Source organism: Pseudomonas sp. (genome assembly GCF_033723075.1).
Lineage (GTDB): Bacteria > Pseudomonadota > Gammaproteobacteria > Pseudomonadales > Pseudomonadaceae > Aquipseudomonas.
The window spans coordinates 59002-75940 of record NZ_JAWVXU010000004.1 but is presented as its reverse complement, the minus strand read 5'-3'; the positions used below and the strand labels follow the sequence as shown (position 1 = coordinate 75940).

General features: G+C 63.9%; 17 protein-coding genes and 1 pseudogene. 16 read left to right on the top strand and 2 right to left on the bottom strand.

What is annotated here, in order from left to right:
- Window positions 1–29 precede the first annotated feature (29 nt).
- Window positions 30–326, top strand: a complete 297-nt coding sequence (locus R3355_RS06310) for a DUF1145 domain-containing protein (RefSeq protein WP_318947837.1) — start codon at window positions 30–32, stop codon at window positions 324–326.
- On the top strand, window positions 319–1080 hold the full coding sequence (locus R3355_RS06305; protein ID WP_318960521.1) for a collagen-like protein: 762 nt from the start codon (window positions 319–321) through the stop codon (window positions 1078–1080). The genes R3355_RS06310 and R3355_RS06305 overlap by 8 nt, the downstream gene beginning before the upstream one ends.
- A gap of 67 nt (window positions 1081–1147) precedes the next feature.
- Here the strand turns inward: R3355_RS06305 and R3355_RS06300 are convergent, their stop codons facing one another.
- Window positions 1148–1612 (bottom strand): CopD family protein, encoded by a 465-nt coding sequence (locus tag R3355_RS06300; RefSeq protein ID WP_318960520.1) that lies wholly within the window; start codon window positions 1610–1612, stop codon window positions 1148–1150.
- A 114-nt stretch (window positions 1613–1726) separates the two neighbouring features.
- Between R3355_RS06300 and dinG the strand changes: the two genes are divergently transcribed.
- The 4 genes and pseudogenes from dinG (at window position 1727) to pdxH (ending at window position 6571) form a co-directional block, all read left to right on the top strand.
- The gene (gene dinG / locus R3355_RS06295) at window positions 1727–3871 is read left to right on the top strand and encodes an ATP-dependent DNA helicase DinG (protein ID WP_318960519.1); all 2145 of its coding nucleotides are present in this window, start codon (window positions 1727–1729) and stop codon (window positions 3869–3871) included.
- An 82-nt stretch (window positions 3872–3953) separates the two neighbouring features.
- Window positions 3954–5099: a serine hydrolase domain-containing protein gene (locus R3355_RS06290; protein ID WP_318947830.1), complete on the top strand. Its 1146-nt coding sequence runs from the start codon at window positions 3954–3956 to the stop codon at window positions 5097–5099.
- 96 nt (window positions 5100–5195) lie between these two features.
- Window positions 5196–5807, top strand: a pseudogene (locus R3355_RS06285) (OmpA family protein); the annotation flags it as partial.
- Window positions 5808–5923: 116 nt separating this feature from the next.
- Window positions 5924–6571, top strand: a complete 648-nt coding sequence (pdxH, locus tag R3355_RS06280) for a pyridoxamine 5'-phosphate oxidase (protein ID WP_318947828.1) — start codon at window positions 5924–5926, stop codon at window positions 6569–6571.
- Window positions 6572–6719: 148 nt separating this feature from the next.
- On the opposite strand, the gene R3355_RS06275 is transcribed toward pdxH, so the two are convergent.
- The gene (locus R3355_RS06275; RefSeq protein WP_318947826.1) at window positions 6720–6956 is read right to left on the bottom strand and encodes a hypothetical protein; all 237 of its coding nucleotides are present in this window, start codon (window positions 6954–6956) and stop codon (window positions 6720–6722) included.
- A gap of 148 nt (window positions 6957–7104) precedes the next feature.
- Between R3355_RS06275 and R3355_RS06270 the strand changes: the two genes are divergently transcribed.
- The 10 genes from R3355_RS06270 (at window position 7105) to R3355_RS06225 (ending at window position 16909) form a co-directional block, all read left to right on the top strand.
- Window positions 7105–7569: a glycine zipper domain-containing protein gene (locus tag R3355_RS06270; RefSeq protein ID WP_318947824.1), complete on the top strand. Its 465-nt coding sequence runs from the start codon at window positions 7105–7107 to the stop codon at window positions 7567–7569.
- Window positions 7570–8060: 491 nt separating this feature from the next.
- A complete protein-coding gene (locus R3355_RS06265) occupies window positions 8061–10853 on the top strand; it encodes a monovalent cation/H+ antiporter subunit A (RefSeq protein WP_318960517.1) in 2793 nt (930 codons plus the stop codon).
- Between the two features lies 1 nt (window position 10854).
- On the top strand, window positions 10855–11184 hold the full coding sequence (locus R3355_RS06260; protein ID WP_318960516.1) for a Na+/H+ antiporter subunit C: 330 nt from the start codon (window positions 10855–10857) through the stop codon (window positions 11182–11184).
- Entirely contained in the window at window positions 11181–12686 is a 1506-nt protein-coding gene (locus tag R3355_RS06255; RefSeq protein WP_318947821.1) for a monovalent cation/H+ antiporter subunit D, read from the top strand. Before R3355_RS06260 ends, R3355_RS06255 begins: the two co-directional genes overlap by 4 nt.
- Window positions 12683–13186 carry a Na+/H+ antiporter subunit E gene (locus R3355_RS06250; RefSeq protein ID WP_318960515.1) on the top strand — a complete coding sequence of 168 codons (504 nt, stop codon included), beginning with the start codon at window positions 12683–12685 and terminating at the stop codon, window positions 13184–13186. The genes R3355_RS06255 and R3355_RS06250 overlap by 4 nt, the downstream gene beginning before the upstream one ends.
- Window positions 13171–13440, top strand: a complete 270-nt coding sequence (locus R3355_RS06245) for a K+/H+ antiporter subunit F (RefSeq protein ID WP_318960514.1) — start codon at window positions 13171–13173, stop codon at window positions 13438–13440. The genes R3355_RS06250 and R3355_RS06245 overlap by 16 nt, the downstream gene beginning before the upstream one ends.
- Before the next feature lie 9 nt (window positions 13441–13449).
- A complete protein-coding gene (locus R3355_RS06240; RefSeq protein WP_172145280.1) occupies window positions 13450–13782 on the top strand; it encodes a Na+/H+ antiporter subunit G in 333 nt (110 codons plus the stop codon).
- 438 nt (window positions 13783–14220) lie between these two features.
- Window positions 14221–15126: a DMT family transporter gene (locus R3355_RS06235; protein WP_318960513.1), complete on the top strand. Its 906-nt coding sequence runs from the start codon at window positions 14221–14223 to the stop codon at window positions 15124–15126.
- A gap of 7 nt (window positions 15127–15133) precedes the next feature.
- Entirely contained in the window at window positions 15134–16231 is a 1098-nt protein-coding gene (locus R3355_RS06230) for a PLP-dependent cysteine synthase family protein (RefSeq protein ID WP_413243485.1), read from the top strand.
- Between the two features lie 165 nt (window positions 16232–16396).
- The gene (locus R3355_RS06225; RefSeq protein ID WP_318960511.1) at window positions 16397–16909 is read left to right on the top strand and encodes a GNAT family N-acetyltransferase; all 513 of its coding nucleotides are present in this window, start codon (window positions 16397–16399) and stop codon (window positions 16907–16909) included.
- Window positions 16910–16939: the final 30 nt, after the last annotated feature.

Here is a 16939-nt window from a genome sequence, read left to right as displayed (position 1 = left end):
GCGGAATAAAAATACTGCCAGGGGCGGACATGAACTTCTTGTTGGGGCTGGGGAAAGTGCTGACCGCGTTATTTTGGGGCGTGGTCTTGGCCAATCTGATCGATCCGTTCGCGCAACCTTTCGCCCTGCTGCTGAATCTGGCGGGCGCTTTGCTTGTGCTGATCCATGGGCTGGAGTTGTGGCTGTTCAATGAGCGCGTGAACGGGCGTACCCGGCCCGGGTTCGAGCGGGTGCAGATTCTACTGTTCGGCATTTTTCACTTGCAGGCTTTGTCGGTGCAGCCGGTGAGCGCAGCACCTGCGTCGCTGGAGGCCGAGCATGCGTAGCCTGTTGCTGCTGGCCGCACTGTCCAGCCCGTTGGCGCTGGCGCAGAGCCTGATCGACGTGCAGTCGCATGCCTTGCTGCGCTTGCCGGCGGCAACCAGCGTGTTGCGGGTCGAGCGCCTGCACGTCGCGGATCATGGCACCCTGCTGATTCCGTCCGGGCTGACCGAAATGCATGTCGCCGAACTGCGCCTGGGACGTGATGCGCGGATTGCCGTTGCCCCCGGCGAGCAGGCCTTTCGCCTGGACGTGGTCAATGGTGAGATCGCAGCCGGTGCGCAGATCAGTGTGCGAGGTGCCCCGGGGTCGTTCCTGCGACCTGCATTGCCAGGCCGCACGCTGAGTATTCGCCTGGTGGATGTGGCGGCGCAGACGCTACTGATCGATGCCCGTGGCGGGATGGGCGCGCCAGGTTACGCCGGCCTGGATGGTGCGGATGGCAAGCCGGGCGGCTGCACCTGGGGTCAGGCCGGTCGCGGTCATGACGGGTTGACCGGCGGCGATGGCCAGGCCGGCGCCAGGGGTGGCCAGGTTCGCCTGGAAGTGCCGGTGGACTTTCCCCTGCAGCGCTTGCAGGTACTCCTCGACGGCGGCGCTGGTGGCGCAGCCGGCAATGGCGGTAATGCTGGCGTCGGTGGCGCGAGCAAGGGCTGCTGGCTGTACAGCACGGAGCCTGCTCGCGATGGGCGCCCCGGTCAGACTGGCCAGTCGGGCGCTGCCGGGGCTGCAGGCTCCCTGGATGTGGTGCGCTTTTAAGTCTGCGACTAAGTCTGCGACGCCAAGGCCAGGAGCGCCAGGAGCGCCAGGCGCTCCTGGCGCATCCTCAGAAGCCTGGGCGGGTGGCAGCGATGCTAATCAGGGCCAGGCCCAGAATCAGATTGATACCCACCAGGCGGCGAATTCGCCCGAGCACGGCGCCGCCGCTCGGCCAGTCTTCGGCGGCCACTGCGCGACGCAGTTCAGGCAGTTGCAGCGCCTGCACACGGAGAAACAGCGCGAGCATGGCGATATACAGGCCGATCATGATGTGGACGTAGCGTGGCGCGGTCTCGAAGCCGGAAAAGCGCAAGTGGAGCATGCCCACACCGGTAATCGGCAGCACGATCACGGCCGCCCACACCCAGTAGAAGAAGCGCTGAAATACCTCGAGCCACAGTTTCAAGCGGGCCGGCGCCTCGAGTGCGCTGACCGCGGCGGGGCGCAGGATCATCCAGGCGAAAAACATGCCGCCGACCCAGACGAGTGCGGCGAGCAGATGCAGGGCGTAGGTCACAGCGTAAGGTGTCATGTAAAACTCCGGTCCGGGTTCTGCGCATTATCGATTAGCGCGCTATGATAGCGGCCGTTGCCAGACACTGAAAATTTATCCAGCCTTTTCGCGCGCAGATCACGTCCAGACCCCATGCTCAGTACCGAACTCAAGTCCCAGATCCAGGGCGCCTACACGCGTTTTCTCGAAGCCAAATCGCTGAAGCCGCGCTATGGCCAACGGCTGATGATCGCCGACATCGCCAAGGTGCTGGGGGCGATCAAGGTCGACGGCGAAGGTCGGCGTGACGGTGAGCCGGCCGTGGTGGCGGTCGAGGCCGGTACTGGCACCGGCAAGACGGTAGCCTACTGCCTGGCGGCGATTCCCGTGGCCAAGGCCGCCGGCAAGCGTCTGGTGATCGCCACCGCGACCGTGGCCCTGCAGGAGCAGATCGTGCACAAGGATCTGCCCGACCTGATGCGCAACAGCGGTCTGAGTTTCAGCTTCGCCCTGGCCAAGGGCCGTGGCCGCTACCTGTGCCTGTCCAAACTCGACATGCTGTTGCAGGAGGGCCATGCGCAAACCGCCACGGCTCAGTTGTTCGAGGAAGAAGGCTTCAGGATCGACGTCGACGAGCAGAGTCAGAAACTGTTCGTCGCCATGATGGAAAAGCTCGCCGGCAATAAATGGGACGGCGACCGCGACAGCTGGCCCGAGGAGCTGGAGGACACGCGCTGGTCGCAGCTGACCACCGATCACAGCCAGTGCACCAGCCGGCATTGCCCGAACTTCCAGCAGTGTGCCTTCTACAAGGCGCGCGAAGGCATGAGCAAGGTCGATGTGATCGTCACCAATCATGACATGGTGCTAGCCGATCTGGCGCTGGGCGGTGGCGCTGTGCTGCCCGACCCGCGGGAAACCCTCTATGTGTTCGACGAAGGTCATCACCTGCCGGACAAGGCCATCGGCCACTTCGCCCATTTCACCCGCTTGCGCTCGACCGCCGATTGGCTGGAACAGACCGCGAAGAACCTCAGCAAGCTGGTGGCCCAGCACCCGTTGCCGGGTGACCTGGGGCGCTTGATCGAGCAGGTGCCCGAGCTGGCGCGGGAGATCAAGACCCAGCAGCAGTTCATGTTCAGCGCCTGCGAACAGGTGGCCGAGTTCAAGCCCGGTGAAGACATGCAGGGCCGCGAACGACCGCGCTATCGTTTCGTCGGCGGTCAGGTGCCGGAGCACCTGCGTGAGCTGGGTACGGAGTTGAAGAAGGGCTTTTCCAAGCTGTCCGACCTGTTCACCGGGGTGACCGAAAAACTCAAGGAAGCCATGGATGGCGAGGCCACCATCGGTATCGCCAGTCACCAGGCCGAGGAGTGGTACCCGCTGTTCGGCAGCCTGCTGGCGCGTGCCCATGGCAGTTGGGAGCTGTGGCTGGCATTCACCGCCGACGACCCCGAAGACAGCCCGCCGATGGCGCGCTGGCTGACCCTGGCCGACAGCGGCGCATTGTTCGACATCGAGGTCAACGCCAGCCCGATCCTCGCTGCCGAAACCCTGCGGCGCAACCTGTGGAATGTGGCCTACGGTGCCCTGGTGACCTCGGCAACCCTGACCGCGCTGGGCACCTTCGACCGCTATCGGATGCGTGCCGGCCTGCCCAAGGTGGCGGTGACCTCCGTGGTGCCGAGCCCCTTCCATCATGCCGATGCCGGCGTCTTGCGGGTGCCGAACCTGAATGCCGATCCGCGCGATGCGGTGGCGCACACCGCGGCGATCATCCGCGATCTGCCTGCACTGGTGGCAGGCTCGCGCGGCACCCTGGTGTTGTTCTCCTCGCGCAAGCAGATGCAGGACGTGTTCGAGGGCCTGGAGCGCGATTGGCGCAAGCGTGTATTTATCCAGGGCAATCTGTCCAAGCAGGAAACCCTCAACAAGCACAAGGCGCGGGTCGACAGCGGCGAGGACAGCGTGCTGTTCGGCCTGGCCAGTTTTGCCGAAGGTGTCGACCTGCCCGGTGCCTATTGCGAGCATGTGGTGATCGCCAAGATCCCCTTCGCCGTGCCGGATGATCCGGTGGAGGCGGCGCTGGCCGAGTGGATCGAGGCGCGCGGCGGCAACCCTTTCATGGAAATCGCCGTGCCGGACGCCTCGCTGCGCCTGGTCCAGGCCTGCGGGCGTTTGCTGCGCACCGAAGAAGACCGCGGCACCATCACCTTGCTCGACCGGCGGGTGGTGACCCAGCGTTATGGCAAGGCGATCCTCAATGCGCTGCCACCCTTTCGCCGGGAAATCGGCTAGCCGGTTGCGCGGGTTTCCAAGTGCAGCGCGGGCTGGAACAATGCGCGGCTGATCATCCATTCCCCAGACCAAGGAACCGCCTGTGCAGATTCAGGGCTATTTCGACCTTCAGTTCGAGGCGCTCAAGGACGCCTTCGCCGCCTTGTTCGAAGACCCGCAGGAGCGTGGTGCCGCGCTCTGCGTGCAGATCGCCGGCGAGACCGTGCTGGACATCTGGGCCGGGGTGGCCGACAAGGACGGTCAGCAGGCCTGGCACAGCGACACCATCCTCAACCTGTTTTCCTGTACCAAGACCTTTACTGCCGTGACTGCCTTGCAGCTGGTCGGCGAGGGCAAACTCGAGCTGGACGCGCCCGTGGCCCGCTATTGGCCGGAGTTCGCCGCCGCCGGCAAGGAAAAAATCACCCTGCGTCATCTGCTCTGCCACCAGGCCGGGCTGCCGGCGCTGCACCAGATGCTGCCGGCCGAAGCCTTGTACGACTGGCAGGCGATGACCACGGCACTGGCGGCCGAACAACCCTGGTGGCCACTCGGCGAGGGTCATGGTTATGCGCCCATCACCTACGGCTGGCTGGTCGGCGAGCTGCTGCGGCGTATCGAGGGCCGCGGTCCGGGGGAGTCGATAGCCGCGCGCGTTGCCAAACCCCTGGGCCTGGACTTTCATGTCGGTCTGGCCGATGAAGAATTCGACCGGGTGGCGCATATCTCCCGCGGTAAGGGCGGCATGGGTGATGCCGCCGCCCAGCGCCTGCTCAAGGTGATGATGAGCGACTCGACAGCCATGAGTACGCGAGCGTTCAGCAACCCGCCGTCGATCATGACCAGCACTAACAAGCCGCAGTGGCGTCGAATGCAACAACCGGCGGCCAACGGTCACGGTAATGCGCGCAGTCTGGCCGGTTTTTACAGCGCTTTGCTCGATGGTCGCTTGCTGGAAAGCGAGCTGCTCGATGAGCTGACCCGTGAGCACGGTGTCGGTGACGACAAGACCCTGCTGACCCGCACGCGCTTCGGCCTGGGCTGCATGCTCGACCAGCCCGAGGTGGCCAACGCCACCTATGGCATGGGGCCGCGGGCCTTTGGGCACCCGGGGGCGGGCGGTTCCAGTGGCTTTGCCGATCCGGAACGCGATGTGGCGTTTGGCTTCGTGGTCAACAATCTGGGACCGTTCGTCTTGATGGACCCTCGTGCGCAGAAACTTGCGCGTGTTTTGGCAGATTGTTTGTAGGAAGCTCGGCTAAACTCACAGCGCATTAGGGTTGTTTTAATTGTTCATACCGGCCGTCGCCGGTTTCTTTTGACTGTCTTCGTATGTGGATAACCAATGCTCGCCAATAAAACTCTCGCCTTCGCCCTGTGTCTGCTCCTCGCCGGTTGCGCCGGCTCCGAGAAGAGCAAGCAGCCACTGGCGGTTGCCATGCCGGACCCGCAAGTCATCCAGGCCTGGCTCGACGATAACGAACCGCGCGTGCGTGAAGCGATCAAGGGCAGCCATTTCGAAATGGAGCGGGGTGAGAATGTACTGGTGGTAACGGCACCGGTGCAGGGCACCTTCAACCCGGATCGTCCATCCATGCTGCTGCCGGTGACCCTCGGGCCGATCAGCCGGATTGCCAAATTGCTGGAAAGCGACCAGGGCGGTGCCGTGCTGGTGATTGGTCATGCCGACAGCAGTGGCGCCGCTGAGACCAATCGCGAGCTCAGCCATGAACGGGCGCGGGCCTTTACCGCGATCTTCCGGCTCAGCGGCTTGAAGCAGAATCGCCTGATGGTCAAAGGCATGGGCTCGGATATGCCGCGTGCCGCCAATGACAGCGTCGAGGGTCGCGCGCTCAATCGCCGGGTGGAAATCATCCTGACTTCAAAGGACACCATGCGGGCGCTGGTCGCCAAGTACAGTCAGCCGGCTCCGGCCGTGGCGCTGGTCGCCGTCCGCAGCAAGGCGCAAGACAGTGCCGATTCGGTGCCGGGCAAGTAGATTCTTGCCCTGGGTCAAGTCAAGTCAGGCGTGTCCGGGTAAGCTAGGCAGCCTCCGTTCTCGAGGGCTTTGTCATGACCCAGACCCTGGCCGATATGCGCCGCGACTACATCCGTGATGGCTTGAGCGAGGCGCAGGCGCCTGCCGAACCATTCAGCTTGTTCAAGCAATGGTTTGCCGACGCGGTGAAAACCGAGCAACTCCCTGTCGAGCCCAATACCATGACCCTGGCCACCGTAGATGCCAAGGGCCGTCCGCATTGCCGGGTGCTTCTGCTCAAGGGGTTGGACGAGCGCGGTTTCACCTTCTTCAGCAACTACGACAGTGCCAAAGGCGAGCAACTGGCTGCCAGGCCCTATGCGGCCATGACCTTCTTCTGGCCGAGCCTGGAGCGTCAGGTGCGTATCGAGGGTCGGGTCGAACGGGTCACTGCGGCCGAATCCGATGCCTATTTTCAGGTGCGTCCGCTGGGCAGCCGCCTGGGCGCCTGGGCTTCGCCGCAGAGTCAGGTGATCAAGGACCGCGCCGAGCTTGAAGGTCTGCTGGCGCAAGTCGAGGAGCGCTTTCTTGACCAGGCGCCACACTGTCCGCCGCACTGGGGCGGTTATCGCCTGCTGGCCGAGCGAGTCGAATTCTGGCAGGGCCGCGCCAGCCGCCTGCATGACCGCCTCGACTATCGCCTGCACGACGACGTGTGGAGTCGCGAGCGGCTGGCACCCTGATTACGCCGAGGCCGCCCTACAATCCGGGACAGCCCGCGACCTGTAGGGTGTCATTCGCCGCAGGCCGTGTGCCATGGTTAATTAGGTGCGGCACGTTGCCGCGGACGTTTGGTGTCCTTGCGAGGGCGCTCGATATTTTCACAAGCCTTCAGGGCGCTCGGTAATCGGCGGCCGCGCGTTCCAGCCAGGCCTGCAGTTCGCGGCGCTTGACCTTGCTGGCCTGGGCTTCGGCCAGGCGCTGGAGCATATAGTCCTTCTTTGCGGCGTCCTTGCCGGCCAGCGACAAGGCCAGGTCGCGGTCGGCCCAGCGCTTGATGCGCACGAACAGCCACCAGTGGAAGTAGAGTCCGGCGCAGGTCAGGCTGGCGATGATGAAATAATCCATGGGTGTTTCCTCCTGTGGCGCAGCCTACCCGATAGCCTAAGCTGACTGAAGTGGATAGGTTGTCGCGCAGGGTTTTTCCATAGGCAGGATGACAGTTGCGCGCTTTGCCGGTCTAATGAGCCGAATATTGGAAACGGAGGCGGTTCTCATGCGTAAGCCAGTCGCGTTGATTGCAGTTTTTACGGCATTGGCTCTGACTCTGGGTGGTTGTGCGTCCAGTCTGACGGGTGACACCTATTCGCGCGATGAAGCCCGTGCGGTGCAAACGGTGCGCATGGGGACTATCGAGTCGCTGCGACCGGTGAAGATCGAGGGCACCAAGACACCGATCGGTGCCGGTGCCGGTGCTGTGGTGGGTGGAGTGGCCGGTAGTGGTGTCGGTGGTGGTCGCGGCAGTGCTGTCGCTGCGGTGATTGGTGCGGTGGCTGGTGGCCTGATCGGCGCCGCGACCGAAGAGGGCTTCACCCGCACCCAGGGCGTGGAAATCACCGTGCGAGAAGACGACGGCACCATGCGCGCCTATGTACAGGCCGTCGAAGAGAATCAGGTCTTCCGGGTTGGCCAGCGTGTACGGGTCATGACTGTCAACGGCACCAGTCGCGTCGCCCCGTAACCTGTGTTGAAGCCGGATCAGCGTCAGCTGATCCGGCTTTTTCGTGTGTGTCATTCAAAGAGTTCTACCCGGTTGCCTGGTGAGCGCTGGAGTCAGACAATCGCTCGGGTTGCGATTTTAGTAATACTTCTATTCATGACGCCGCACCGATAGAAATGGATAATTGGCAAATAATCCTGTGTCGACAATGGCTTAGCCGGCTTTTTTCGGAGTTGGTGAGTGTCTGTTGAGTCATCCGAGAGCACGTTCAGTACGCGTGGTCTGGTAGCCTGTCGGGCTTTTCCAGGAGGACAGCGCTTGGTCGGGCAGACTGCCGGGTAATGATCAATGGCCTTCCGGGCCAAAATGTAGCAGGCGCAGATCTGCCTCTATAAGAGGATGCGTTAGCCTGGCTAGACGGTGAATTGCCGCCATGCCGCTGACGCAGCAGTTTGGACGCTAACCGTCGGCCATGACCTGGCCGGCGGACATGCAAAAAAGGGGTTTTGTGTATGGCGCTTGCGCTAATTGTCGCCTTGCCATTCTTGGGGATGATCCTGCCGCTGCTGGCAGATCGACTGGGGCGGTCGGCTTGCTCGGTGGCGGCGGGGCTGGCGCCGTTGGCGGCCTTGATCCTGTTGCTGTCGCAACAATCGTCGGTGTTTGCCGGTGAGCTGGTCAGGGTCAAGCTGAGCTGGTTGCCGTCGCTGGGGCTGAATTTGAGCTTGCGCCTGGATGGCCTGGGTTTCTTGTTCGCCTTGCTGATTATCGGCATCGGTCTGCTGGTGATTCTCTACGCCCGTTACTACCTGGCGAAACAGGAGCCGATGGGGCGTTTCTTCGCGTTCCTGCTGCTGTTCATGGGCTCGATGCTCGGCGTGGTGCTGTCGGAAAACCTGCTGCTGATGCTGATGTTCTGGGAGCTGACCAGTCTCTCGTCGTTCCTCTTGATCGGCTTCTGGAATGGTCGCTCGGATGCCCGCACTGGCGCGCGCATGGCCTTGGCAGTCACCGGCGGCGGTGGTTTGGCCCTGCTCGCGGGGATCCTGCTGATCGGCCATATCGCCGGCAGCTTCGAGCTGTCGCAGGTGCTCGCGGCCGGTTATGCGATTCGCGCTCATGCGCTCTATCCTCTGGCCCTGGTGCTGGTGCTGCTCGGGGTGTTCACCAAATCGGCGCAGTTTCCCTTCCACTTCTGGTTGCCCCATGCGATGGCGGCGCCGACCCCGGTTTCGGCTTATCTGCATTCGGCGACCATGGTCAAGGCCGGGGTGTTTCTGCTGGCACGGCTGTATCCGGCGCTGGCCGGTTCCGAGTGGTGGTTCTACCTGGTCAGCATCACCGGTCTGGTCACCCTGCTGGTCGGCGCCGGCATGGCCCTGTTCCAGCACGACCTCAAGGGCCTGCTGGCCTACTCGACCATCAGCCACCTGGGCCTGATCACCCTGCTGTTCGGCCTGGATACCCGTCTGGCGGCGGTGGCGGCGGTGTTCCATATCATCAACCATGCGACCTTCAAGGCTTCGCTGTTCATGGCCGCGGGGATCATCGATCACGAGACCGGCAGCCGCGATATGCGCCGAATAAACGGCATGTGGAAGTACATGCCGCATACGGCCATGCTGGCGATGGTGGCGGCTTCGGCGATGGCCGGGGTGCCCTTGCTTAATGGCTTCCTGAGCAAGGAAATGTTCTTCAGCGAAACGCTCAACCAGCACCTGCTCGGCAGCTTCAACTGGGTGATTCCGGCGGCAGCGACCCTGGCCGGGGTGTTCTCGGTGGCCTATTCACTGCGCTTTATCCATGACGTGTTCTTCAACGGCGAACCGATCAACCTGCCGAAGTATCCACCCCACGAGCCGCCGCGCTATATGAAGGTGCCGGTGGAAATCCTGGTGTTCCTCTGCCTGCTGGTCGGCATAGTGCCGGCTTACACGGTGGCGCCGCTGCTTGCCGTGGCGGCGACTTCGACCCTGGGGGGCAGCCTGCCCGAGTACAGTCTGGCGATCTGGCATGGCTTCAACCTGCCGTTGCTGATGAGCTTCATCGCCCTGTTCGGCGGGATGCTCGTCTACTTCTTCCGCCAGCCGCTGTTCCGCTGGTACGCCGGGCTGCCGAGCATGGATGCCCGCTTGCTGTTCGAGCAGGGCATGTTGCTGCTGGTACGGGTCTGCGTGGTGATCACCAAACGCCTGGAAAACGGTTCGTTGCAGCATTATCTGGCGCTGCTGCTGGGCGCCGCGCTGGTGGTGGTGACTGTCGCTCTCAGCCCCTTGCCGCAAGTTACCGGCTCGCTGGCGCTGACCCCGATCGACGGCATCACCGCACTCGGCCTGGGCATTCTGGCCCTGGCCGCGCTGACCACTGTGGTGTTCCATCGTCAGCGCCTGGTGTCGCTGCTGATGCTCAGCGTGGTCGGCTTGATGGTGGCGCTGGCCTTTGCCCGCTTTTCGGCGCCGGACCTGGCCCTGACTCAGCTGTCGGTGGAGGTGGTGACCATCGTCCTGCTGATGCTGGCGCTGTACTTCCTGCCGGCCCACACGCGTGTCGAGTCGAGCAGCATCCGTGGTCTGCGCGATTTCATTCTGGCGGTGGGCACAGGCGTGATGGTGGCGATTCTGGTATTCGCCGTAATGACCCGACCCTATGACAGCATTTCCAGTTTCTTCCTGGAGAACAGCCTGTCCGGTGGCGGTGGTCACAACGTGGTCAACGTCATCCTGGTGGACTTCCGCGGCTTCGATACCCTGGGCGAAATCAGCGTGCTGGCGATTGCCGGTGTCGGCATCTACGCCATGCTCGATGGCCTGCGCCTGTTCCAGCCGCGCGCCGACGCGCAAGGTCGGAGTTGGGCACGTGATCGGCATCCGCTGATCCTCGTTACCCTGTCGCGGGTGTTGTTGCCCATGGCCCTGTTGATTTCGGTGTTCATCTTTCTGCGCGGCCACAACCTGCCGGGCGGCGGCTTCATCGCCGGCCTGGTCACTGCCGTGGCGCTGATCCTGCAATACGTTGCCAGTGGCGTGCAGTGGACCCAGTCGCGGTTACCGCTCAACTATCACCGCATGGCCGGCTCCGGGGTGCTGATCGCCGGCCTTACCGGGCTCGGCAGTTGGCTGTTCGACCGGCCGTTCCTGACCTCGGCATTCGGTCATTTCGAGATCCCGCTGGTCGGCGAGATCGAGCTGGCCAGTGCCATGCTGTTTGACCTGGGGGTGTACCTGACCGTAGTCGGTGCGACCCTGCTGATTCTCGCCAACCTGGGCAAACTGACCCAGGAAAAGGCCGGACAAGAGGTACTTTGAGATGGAAGCTTTGTTTGCCGTAGCCCTCGGCATCCTCACCGCCAGCGGTGTCTACCTGCTGCTGCGGGCGCGCACCTTTCCGGTGGTGATGGGCCTGACGCTGATCTCCTACGCGGTCAACCTGTTCCTGTTCGCCATGGGCCGTCTGCAGACCGGGGTGACCACGGTGATCGGCGCCAATGTCGAGTATGCCGATCCGCTGCCGCAGGCGTTGGTGCTGACCGCCATCGTGATTGGCTTTGCCATGACCGCCTTCGTGGTGGTGCTGGCGCTGCGCAGCGTCGGCGAAATGAAGACCGACCACGTCGATGGCCGGGAGTCCACACGATGAATCACGGCTTGATCCTGCCGGTACTGCTGCCGATGTTGATCGGCTGCCTGCTGCTGTTCGGTGCCCGGCTGAGCATGCCGGTCAAACGCAGCCTGTCGTTGACCTCCGCCATTGTGCTGGTGCCGCTGAGCCTGTGGCTGATGTGGCAGGCCGACCAGGGGGTGCTGCAGGTCTATGCCCTGGGCAATTGGCAGCCGCCGTTCGGCATTATCCTGCTGCTCGACCGGCTCAGTGCGCTGCTGCTGGTGGCCACCGCAGTGCTGGCATTTTTCGCCCTGCTCTATGCGACGCGCGGCGATGACGAGCGCGGGCGCAACTTCCATGCGCTGTTCCAGTTCCAGTTGATGGGCATCAACGGCGCCTTTCTCACCGGCGACCTGTTCAACCTGTTCGTGTTCTTCGAAATCCTGCTGATCGCCTCCTATTCGCTGCTGCTGCATGGCGGCGGCCCGGAGCGGGTGCGCGCCGGCTTGCACTACGTGATCCTCAATCTGGTCGGTTCGGCCCTGTTCCTGTTGGCGGTCGGCGTGCTCTACGGCATCACCGGCACTCTGAACATGGCCGACATGGCCGTGCGGGTCGCGGCGGCCACTGCCGATCAGGCGCCACTGCTGGGCGCCGCCGGCCTGTTGCTGCTGGTGGTGTTCGGCCTGAAGGCGGCGTTCCTGCCGCTGTATTTCTGGCTGCCCAGGGCCTACGCCTCGGCCACGGCGCCGGTGGCGGCGCTGTTCGCGATCATGACCAAGGTCGGCCTGTACTCGATCCTGCGCGTGTATACGCTGATCTTCGGTGATGATGCCGGCATGCTGGCCAACATGGCTCAGGAATGGCTCTGGCCGCTGGCCCTGCTGACCATAGGCCTGGGCGTCATCGGCGCGCTGGCGGCGAACAGCCTGCACGGCTTGCTCGCCTACCTGGTGGTGGTCTCGGTCGGCACCCTGCTCGCGGGGATTTCCCTGGGCACGCCGCAGGCCCTGGCTGCTGCCCTGTATTACCTGCTGCACAGCACCTGGATCGCCGGTGGCCTGTTCCTCCTGGCCGACCTGATTGCGCGCCAGCGCGGGGAGAAGGCCGCCCAGCTGATCCAGGGGCCGGCATTGCAGAACCCGCATCTGCTGGGGATTCTGTTCTTCGTCGGGGCGATCAGTGTGGCTGGCTTGCCGCCGCTATCCGGCTTCATCGGCAAGCTGCTGTTGTTGCGTGCGGTCGAACCGGGCCTGCAGGCATTGTTCCTCTGGCCGGTGGTGCTGGGCGGAGGGCTGGCCACCTTGATCGCCCTCAGCCGCGCCGGCAGCACCCTGTTCTGGCGGGTTGGCCTTAGCCAGCTGGACAGCGCCGAGCTGGACCGCGGACGCTTGCTGGCCTGCATCGGCCTGCTGCTGCTCAGCCCGCTGCTGGTCGGCCTGGCCGCGCCGCTGTTGGCCTATGTCGAGGCTACGGCTGCCCAGTTGCTTGACCTGCAGCTGTATCGCCAGATCGTACTGCCGGGAGGTGCATCATGAAGGCCCGTCGCTGGCTGCCCCATCCGTTGCTGAGCCTGACCTTGCTGATGGTCTGGCTGCTGCTGGTGAACGACATGAGCGTTGGCCACTGGTTGCTTGGTGCTCTGCTCGGCTGGCTGATTCCGCTGTTGACCCAGGTGTTCTGGATTAACCCGCCACGCGTGCATAAACCGCTGAAACTGTGCCTGTTCTTCCTGCGGGTGCTGGGCGATATCGTCATCGCCAACCTGCAGGTGGCCAAACTGATTCTTGGCCCCAGTTCCAGATTGCGCCCGGCCTTCGTCGAGATTCCCATGCTGCTGGAGGACGAACTGGCCCTGACCATGCTCGCCAGCATCATTTCCCTGACCCCTGGGACGGTGTCCGCCGACCTGAGCGACGATCGCAAAACCCTGTTGGTGCATGGGCTGGATGTGGACGACGAGGCCACCCTGGTCGAGCAGATCAAAACCCGTTACGAAGCACCACTGCTGGAGGTGTTCGCATGCTCGCCTACGTGATTCCGCTATGCCTGGTGATCATGGGTCTGGCCCTGATGCTGACCCTGGCGCGCCTGATCAAGGGGCCCGATATGCCGGACCGGATCCTGGCCTTGGACACCCTGTACATCAACGCCATTGCCTTGCTGGTGCTGTTCGGTATCTGGCTGGGCTCTGATCTGTATTTCGAGGCGGCGCTGCTGATCGCCGTGATGGGCTTTATCGGCACGGTGGCGGTGGCTAAATACCTGCTGCGCGGCGACATCATCGAGTAAGGAATTGTCATGCATAGCTGGATCGAAGCCTTGGTCGCCCTGTTTCTGCTGCTTGGCAGCCTGTTTGCCCTGGTCGGCGCCATAGGCCTGTACCGTCTGCCGGACTTCTTCATGCGCCTGCACGGGCCGACCAAGTCGACCACCCTGGGCGTGGGCGGCATGGTCATAGCCTCGCTGATCTACTTCGGCAGCCGTGGCGACGGCATCAGCCTGCACGAGCTGCTGATCACCCTGTTCCTGTTCATCACCGCGCCAGTCAGCGCCCACATGCTGGCCAAGGCCGCCTTGCAGCAGAAACTGCGCCTGAGCGACAAGACCCGCGGCAGGCCCTGGGAACAGTAGGGCGATTGGGGCGGCGTTCCATCCGGAGCGCAGCGACGCCCGTCAGCTTTGTGCCGCGCCGGTGAACCCATGGTGCACTGCCTGCGGGTAGGGCGGCCTCGGAGCGAAGCGACAGCCCGCCAGGATTTGTGCCGCACCGCCGAATCAATGGGGCACTGCCTGCGGGTAGGGCGGCCTCGGAGCGCAGCGACAGCCCGCAAGCTCTTGTGCCGCGCCAGTGAACCCATGGTGCACTGCCTGCGGCGAGTGACACCCTACATATCGCGGGATGCTCTAGCCCCTAGGGCCACTCGGAAGTGCGGCCGCGCCGAAACCCGCCTGCGAACTACGCCCCTGTCACCCACGCAAGCATTGCCAACCGCACAATTCGCGTGCCTGACTGTACCTGTCCGCGCTGCACTGGCCTGACTACACTCCAGCTTTTGCATGGAGCGGCATATGAGCGGTCAGGGCAGGGCGCTGGCAATGATCTGCCTGATCGTGGCCATGGCGCTGTGGGGCAGTTCCTTTATCGCCCTGAAATGGGCCTTCGCCGAATTGTCGCCGATGTGGGTGATCTTCGCTCGTATGGCCCTGGGCAGTCTGGTGTTCCTGCTCGCCTGGCGCTGGCGCGGGCGCCTTCGCTACCGCCGCGGCGACTGGAAGTACCTGCTCGGCCTGGCCGCCTGCGAGCCCTGCCTGTACTTCATCTTCGAGGCCCTGGCGCTGCAGAACACCAGCGCTTCGCAGGCCGGAATGATCACCGCGCTGCTGCCGTTGCTGGTGGCCATGGGTGCCTTCGTCTTCCTGCGCGAGCGGATCAGCCGCACCACCCTGGCCGGCTTTCTGCTGGCGCTGGTGGGGGCGGTCTGGCTGAGCCTGGCCGGCCATGCCGACCAGCACGCGCCCAACCCCCTGCTCGGCAACTTCTACGAACTGCTCGCCATGCTCTGCGCCATGGGCTACACCCTGCTGCTCAAGCACCTGTCCGCGCGCTATTCGGCCTTTATCCTCACGGCGATGCAGGCGTTTATCGGCAGCCTGTTCTTCCTGCCGCTGGCGCTGCTCAGCGCGCCCATGCCCGCCAGTATATCGCTGCAGGGGCTGGCGGCCGTGGCCTACCTGGGGGTGGTGGTGACGGTCGGCGCCTATGGCCTGTACAACTATGGCGTCAGCCAGTTGCCGGCCAGTCAGGCGTCGGGCTTTACCAACCTGATACCGCTGTTCACCCTGGTGTTCGCCATGCTGCTGCTCGGCGAACGGCTGAATACCATGCAACTGTTCGCCGCGGCGCTGGTGTTCGGCGGGGTGGCCTTGAGTCAATGGCGCAATGCGCCACCCGTACCGGTTGGCGTGCTGGATTGAGGAGACAATGATGAGCGATTGCAGAACCTGGGCGCGCGAGGCGATCCGCATCATCGAGGCGGATTTCCAGCGCAGTGCCGATACCCACCTGATCCCCCTGGCGCTGCCCGGCCTGCCGGGCATCGAGCTGTACTTCAAGGACGAGTCCAGCCACCCGACGGGCAGTCTCAAGCATCGCCTGGCCCGCTCGCTGTTTCTCTATGCCCTGTGCAACGGCCGGCTCAAACCCGGCGCGCCGGTGATCGAAGCCTCCAGCGGCTCCACGGCGATCTCCGAAGCCTATTTCGCCGGCCTGCTGGGCCTGCCGTTTATCGCGGTGATGCCCGCATCCACCTCGAAGGAGAAGATCGCCCAGATCGCCTTCTATGGCGGCCAGAGCCACCTGGTCGACGACCCGACGCAGATCTATGCCGAGTCGGAGCGGCTGGCGCACGAGAGCGGCGGCCACTTCATGGATCAGTTCACCTATGCCGAGCGCGCCACCGACTGGCGGGCCAACAACAACATCGCCGAATCGATCTTCCAGCAGCTGCGCAGCGAGCGTTATCCCGAGCCGACCTGGCTGGTCTCCAGTCCCGGCACCGGCGGCACCCTGGCCACTCTTGGCCGTTATGTGCGCTACCGCCGCCACGCCACCCGGGTGCTGTGCGCCGATGCCGAGCGCTCGGTGTTCTTCGACTACTACCGCAGCGGTGATGCCGGCCTGACCCTGGACTGCGGCTCGCGCATCGAAGGCATCGGTCGGCCGCGGGTCGAGGCGTCCTTTCTGCCGACGGTGATCGACGCCATGTGCAAGGTGCCGGATGCCCTGTCCCTGGCGGCCATGCATTACCTGGCCCAGCGCCTGGGGCGACGGGTCGGCGGCTCCAGCGGCACCAACCTGATCGGCGCGCTGCTGCTGGCGCGGCGCATGGTCGCGGCCGGCGAGTCCGGCTCATTGGTGGCGATCCTCTGCGATGGCGGCGAGCGCTATGCCACCACCTATTACGAGCAGAGCTGGCTGCACAGACAGGGTTTCGAGCTGGCACCGTTGATCGAGGCGGTGGCGGCGTGTGCCGAACGCGGCGAGCCCTTGCCGGGTGATTTGCTAACGGCAGGCCTCTAGCCTGTAGATCCTATGTTCATGTGCAAGCCTCGCAGGACGCAGGAGTTGGCGGGGGCGCCTAGTCCCTGGCCACGATAGAGCTCGCTGACAAAAAGCATCGCGGGCATGGCCCGCTCCTACGAAGCACCTGAAAACCGTAGAGCCCGCCACCGCTGGGGAGGATAAATGAGCGAGTTGCAGATACGCCGGGCGCGGGCCCACGAGATCGACGGCCTGTGCGCGCTGATCTTCGAACATGGGCCGAATCCCTGGAACCACCTGCCCGAGGCCGAAGTGCGCGCGCACCTGCAGGGCATCGCCGCTGGCGCCGTGCAGGCGTTGCTGGCCGAACGGCAAGGGAGGTTGCTGGGCTTCGTCAGTTACCGGCTGTCGCGTGACTTCGCGCGTTACCAACCCGCACCACGTCGCGCTCAGGAGCATGCCTATATCTGCGAGGCGGTGATCCATCGCGACATGGCCGGGCAGGGGCTGGGCTCGCGTTTGTTGCGCCAGGTGGTCAGCCTCCTGGCCGAGCAGGGCGTGCACGACATCTATATCGACCGTCATGAGGAAAATGCCGCCTCTGCGGGGATGATGCGCAAGGCCGGTTTCGTCGAGCTCGAGAGCTACGCCGACCCGCAGCGGCGCCCCTATGGTTCGGGGCGCACCACGGTCTGTCGCTTGCAGGTGCAGCCGTAAGCGACAGAATTGCGCTGCCATATGGCTTTT

Excerpts from the sequence above, each read along its gene's own strand:
- R3355_RS06310 (WP_318947837.1), top strand. The coding sequence starts at position 30 with ATGAACTTCTTGTTGGGGCTGGGGAAAGTGCTGACCGCGTTATTTTGG.
- R3355_RS06305 (WP_318960521.1), top strand. The coding sequence starts at position 319 with ATGCGTAGCCTGTTGCTGCTGGCCGCACTGTCCAGCCCGTTGGCGCTG.
- R3355_RS06300 (WP_318960520.1), bottom strand. The coding sequence starts at position 1,612 with ATGACACCTTACGCTGTGACCTACGCCCTGCATCTGCTCGCCGCACTC.
- dinG (WP_318960519.1), top strand. The coding sequence starts at position 1,727 with ATGCTCAGTACCGAACTCAAGTCCCAGATCCAGGGCGCCTACACGCGT.
- pdxH (WP_318947828.1), top strand. The coding sequence starts at position 5,924 with ATGACCCAGACCCTGGCCGATATGCGCCGCGACTACATCCGTGATGGC.
- R3355_RS06275 (WP_318947826.1), bottom strand. The coding sequence starts at position 6,956 with ATGGATTATTTCATCATCGCCAGCCTGACCTGCGCCGGACTCTACTTC.
- R3355_RS06270 (WP_318947824.1), top strand. The coding sequence starts at position 7,105 with ATGCGTAAGCCAGTCGCGTTGATTGCAGTTTTTACGGCATTGGCTCTG.
- R3355_RS06265 (WP_318960517.1), top strand. The coding sequence starts at position 8,061 with ATGGCGCTTGCGCTAATTGTCGCCTTGCCATTCTTGGGGATGATCCTG.
- R3355_RS06260 (WP_318960516.1), top strand. The coding sequence starts at position 10,855 with ATGGAAGCTTTGTTTGCCGTAGCCCTCGGCATCCTCACCGCCAGCGGT.
- R3355_RS06255 (WP_318947821.1), top strand. The coding sequence starts at position 11,181 with ATGAATCACGGCTTGATCCTGCCGGTACTGCTGCCGATGTTGATCGGC.
- R3355_RS06250 (WP_318960515.1), top strand. The coding sequence starts at position 12,683 with ATGAAGGCCCGTCGCTGGCTGCCCCATCCGTTGCTGAGCCTGACCTTG.
- R3355_RS06245 (WP_318960514.1), top strand. The coding sequence starts at position 13,171 with ATGCTCGCCTACGTGATTCCGCTATGCCTGGTGATCATGGGTCTGGCC.
- R3355_RS06240 (WP_172145280.1), top strand. The coding sequence starts at position 13,450 with ATGCATAGCTGGATCGAAGCCTTGGTCGCCCTGTTTCTGCTGCTTGGC.
- R3355_RS06235 (WP_318960513.1), top strand. The coding sequence starts at position 14,221 with ATGAGCGGTCAGGGCAGGGCGCTGGCAATGATCTGCCTGATCGTGGCC.
- R3355_RS06230 (WP_413243485.1), top strand. The coding sequence starts at position 15,134 with ATGATGAGCGATTGCAGAACCTGGGCGCGCGAGGCGATCCGCATCATC.
- R3355_RS06225 (WP_318960511.1), top strand. The coding sequence starts at position 16,397 with ATGAGCGAGTTGCAGATACGCCGGGCGCGGGCCCACGAGATCGACGGC.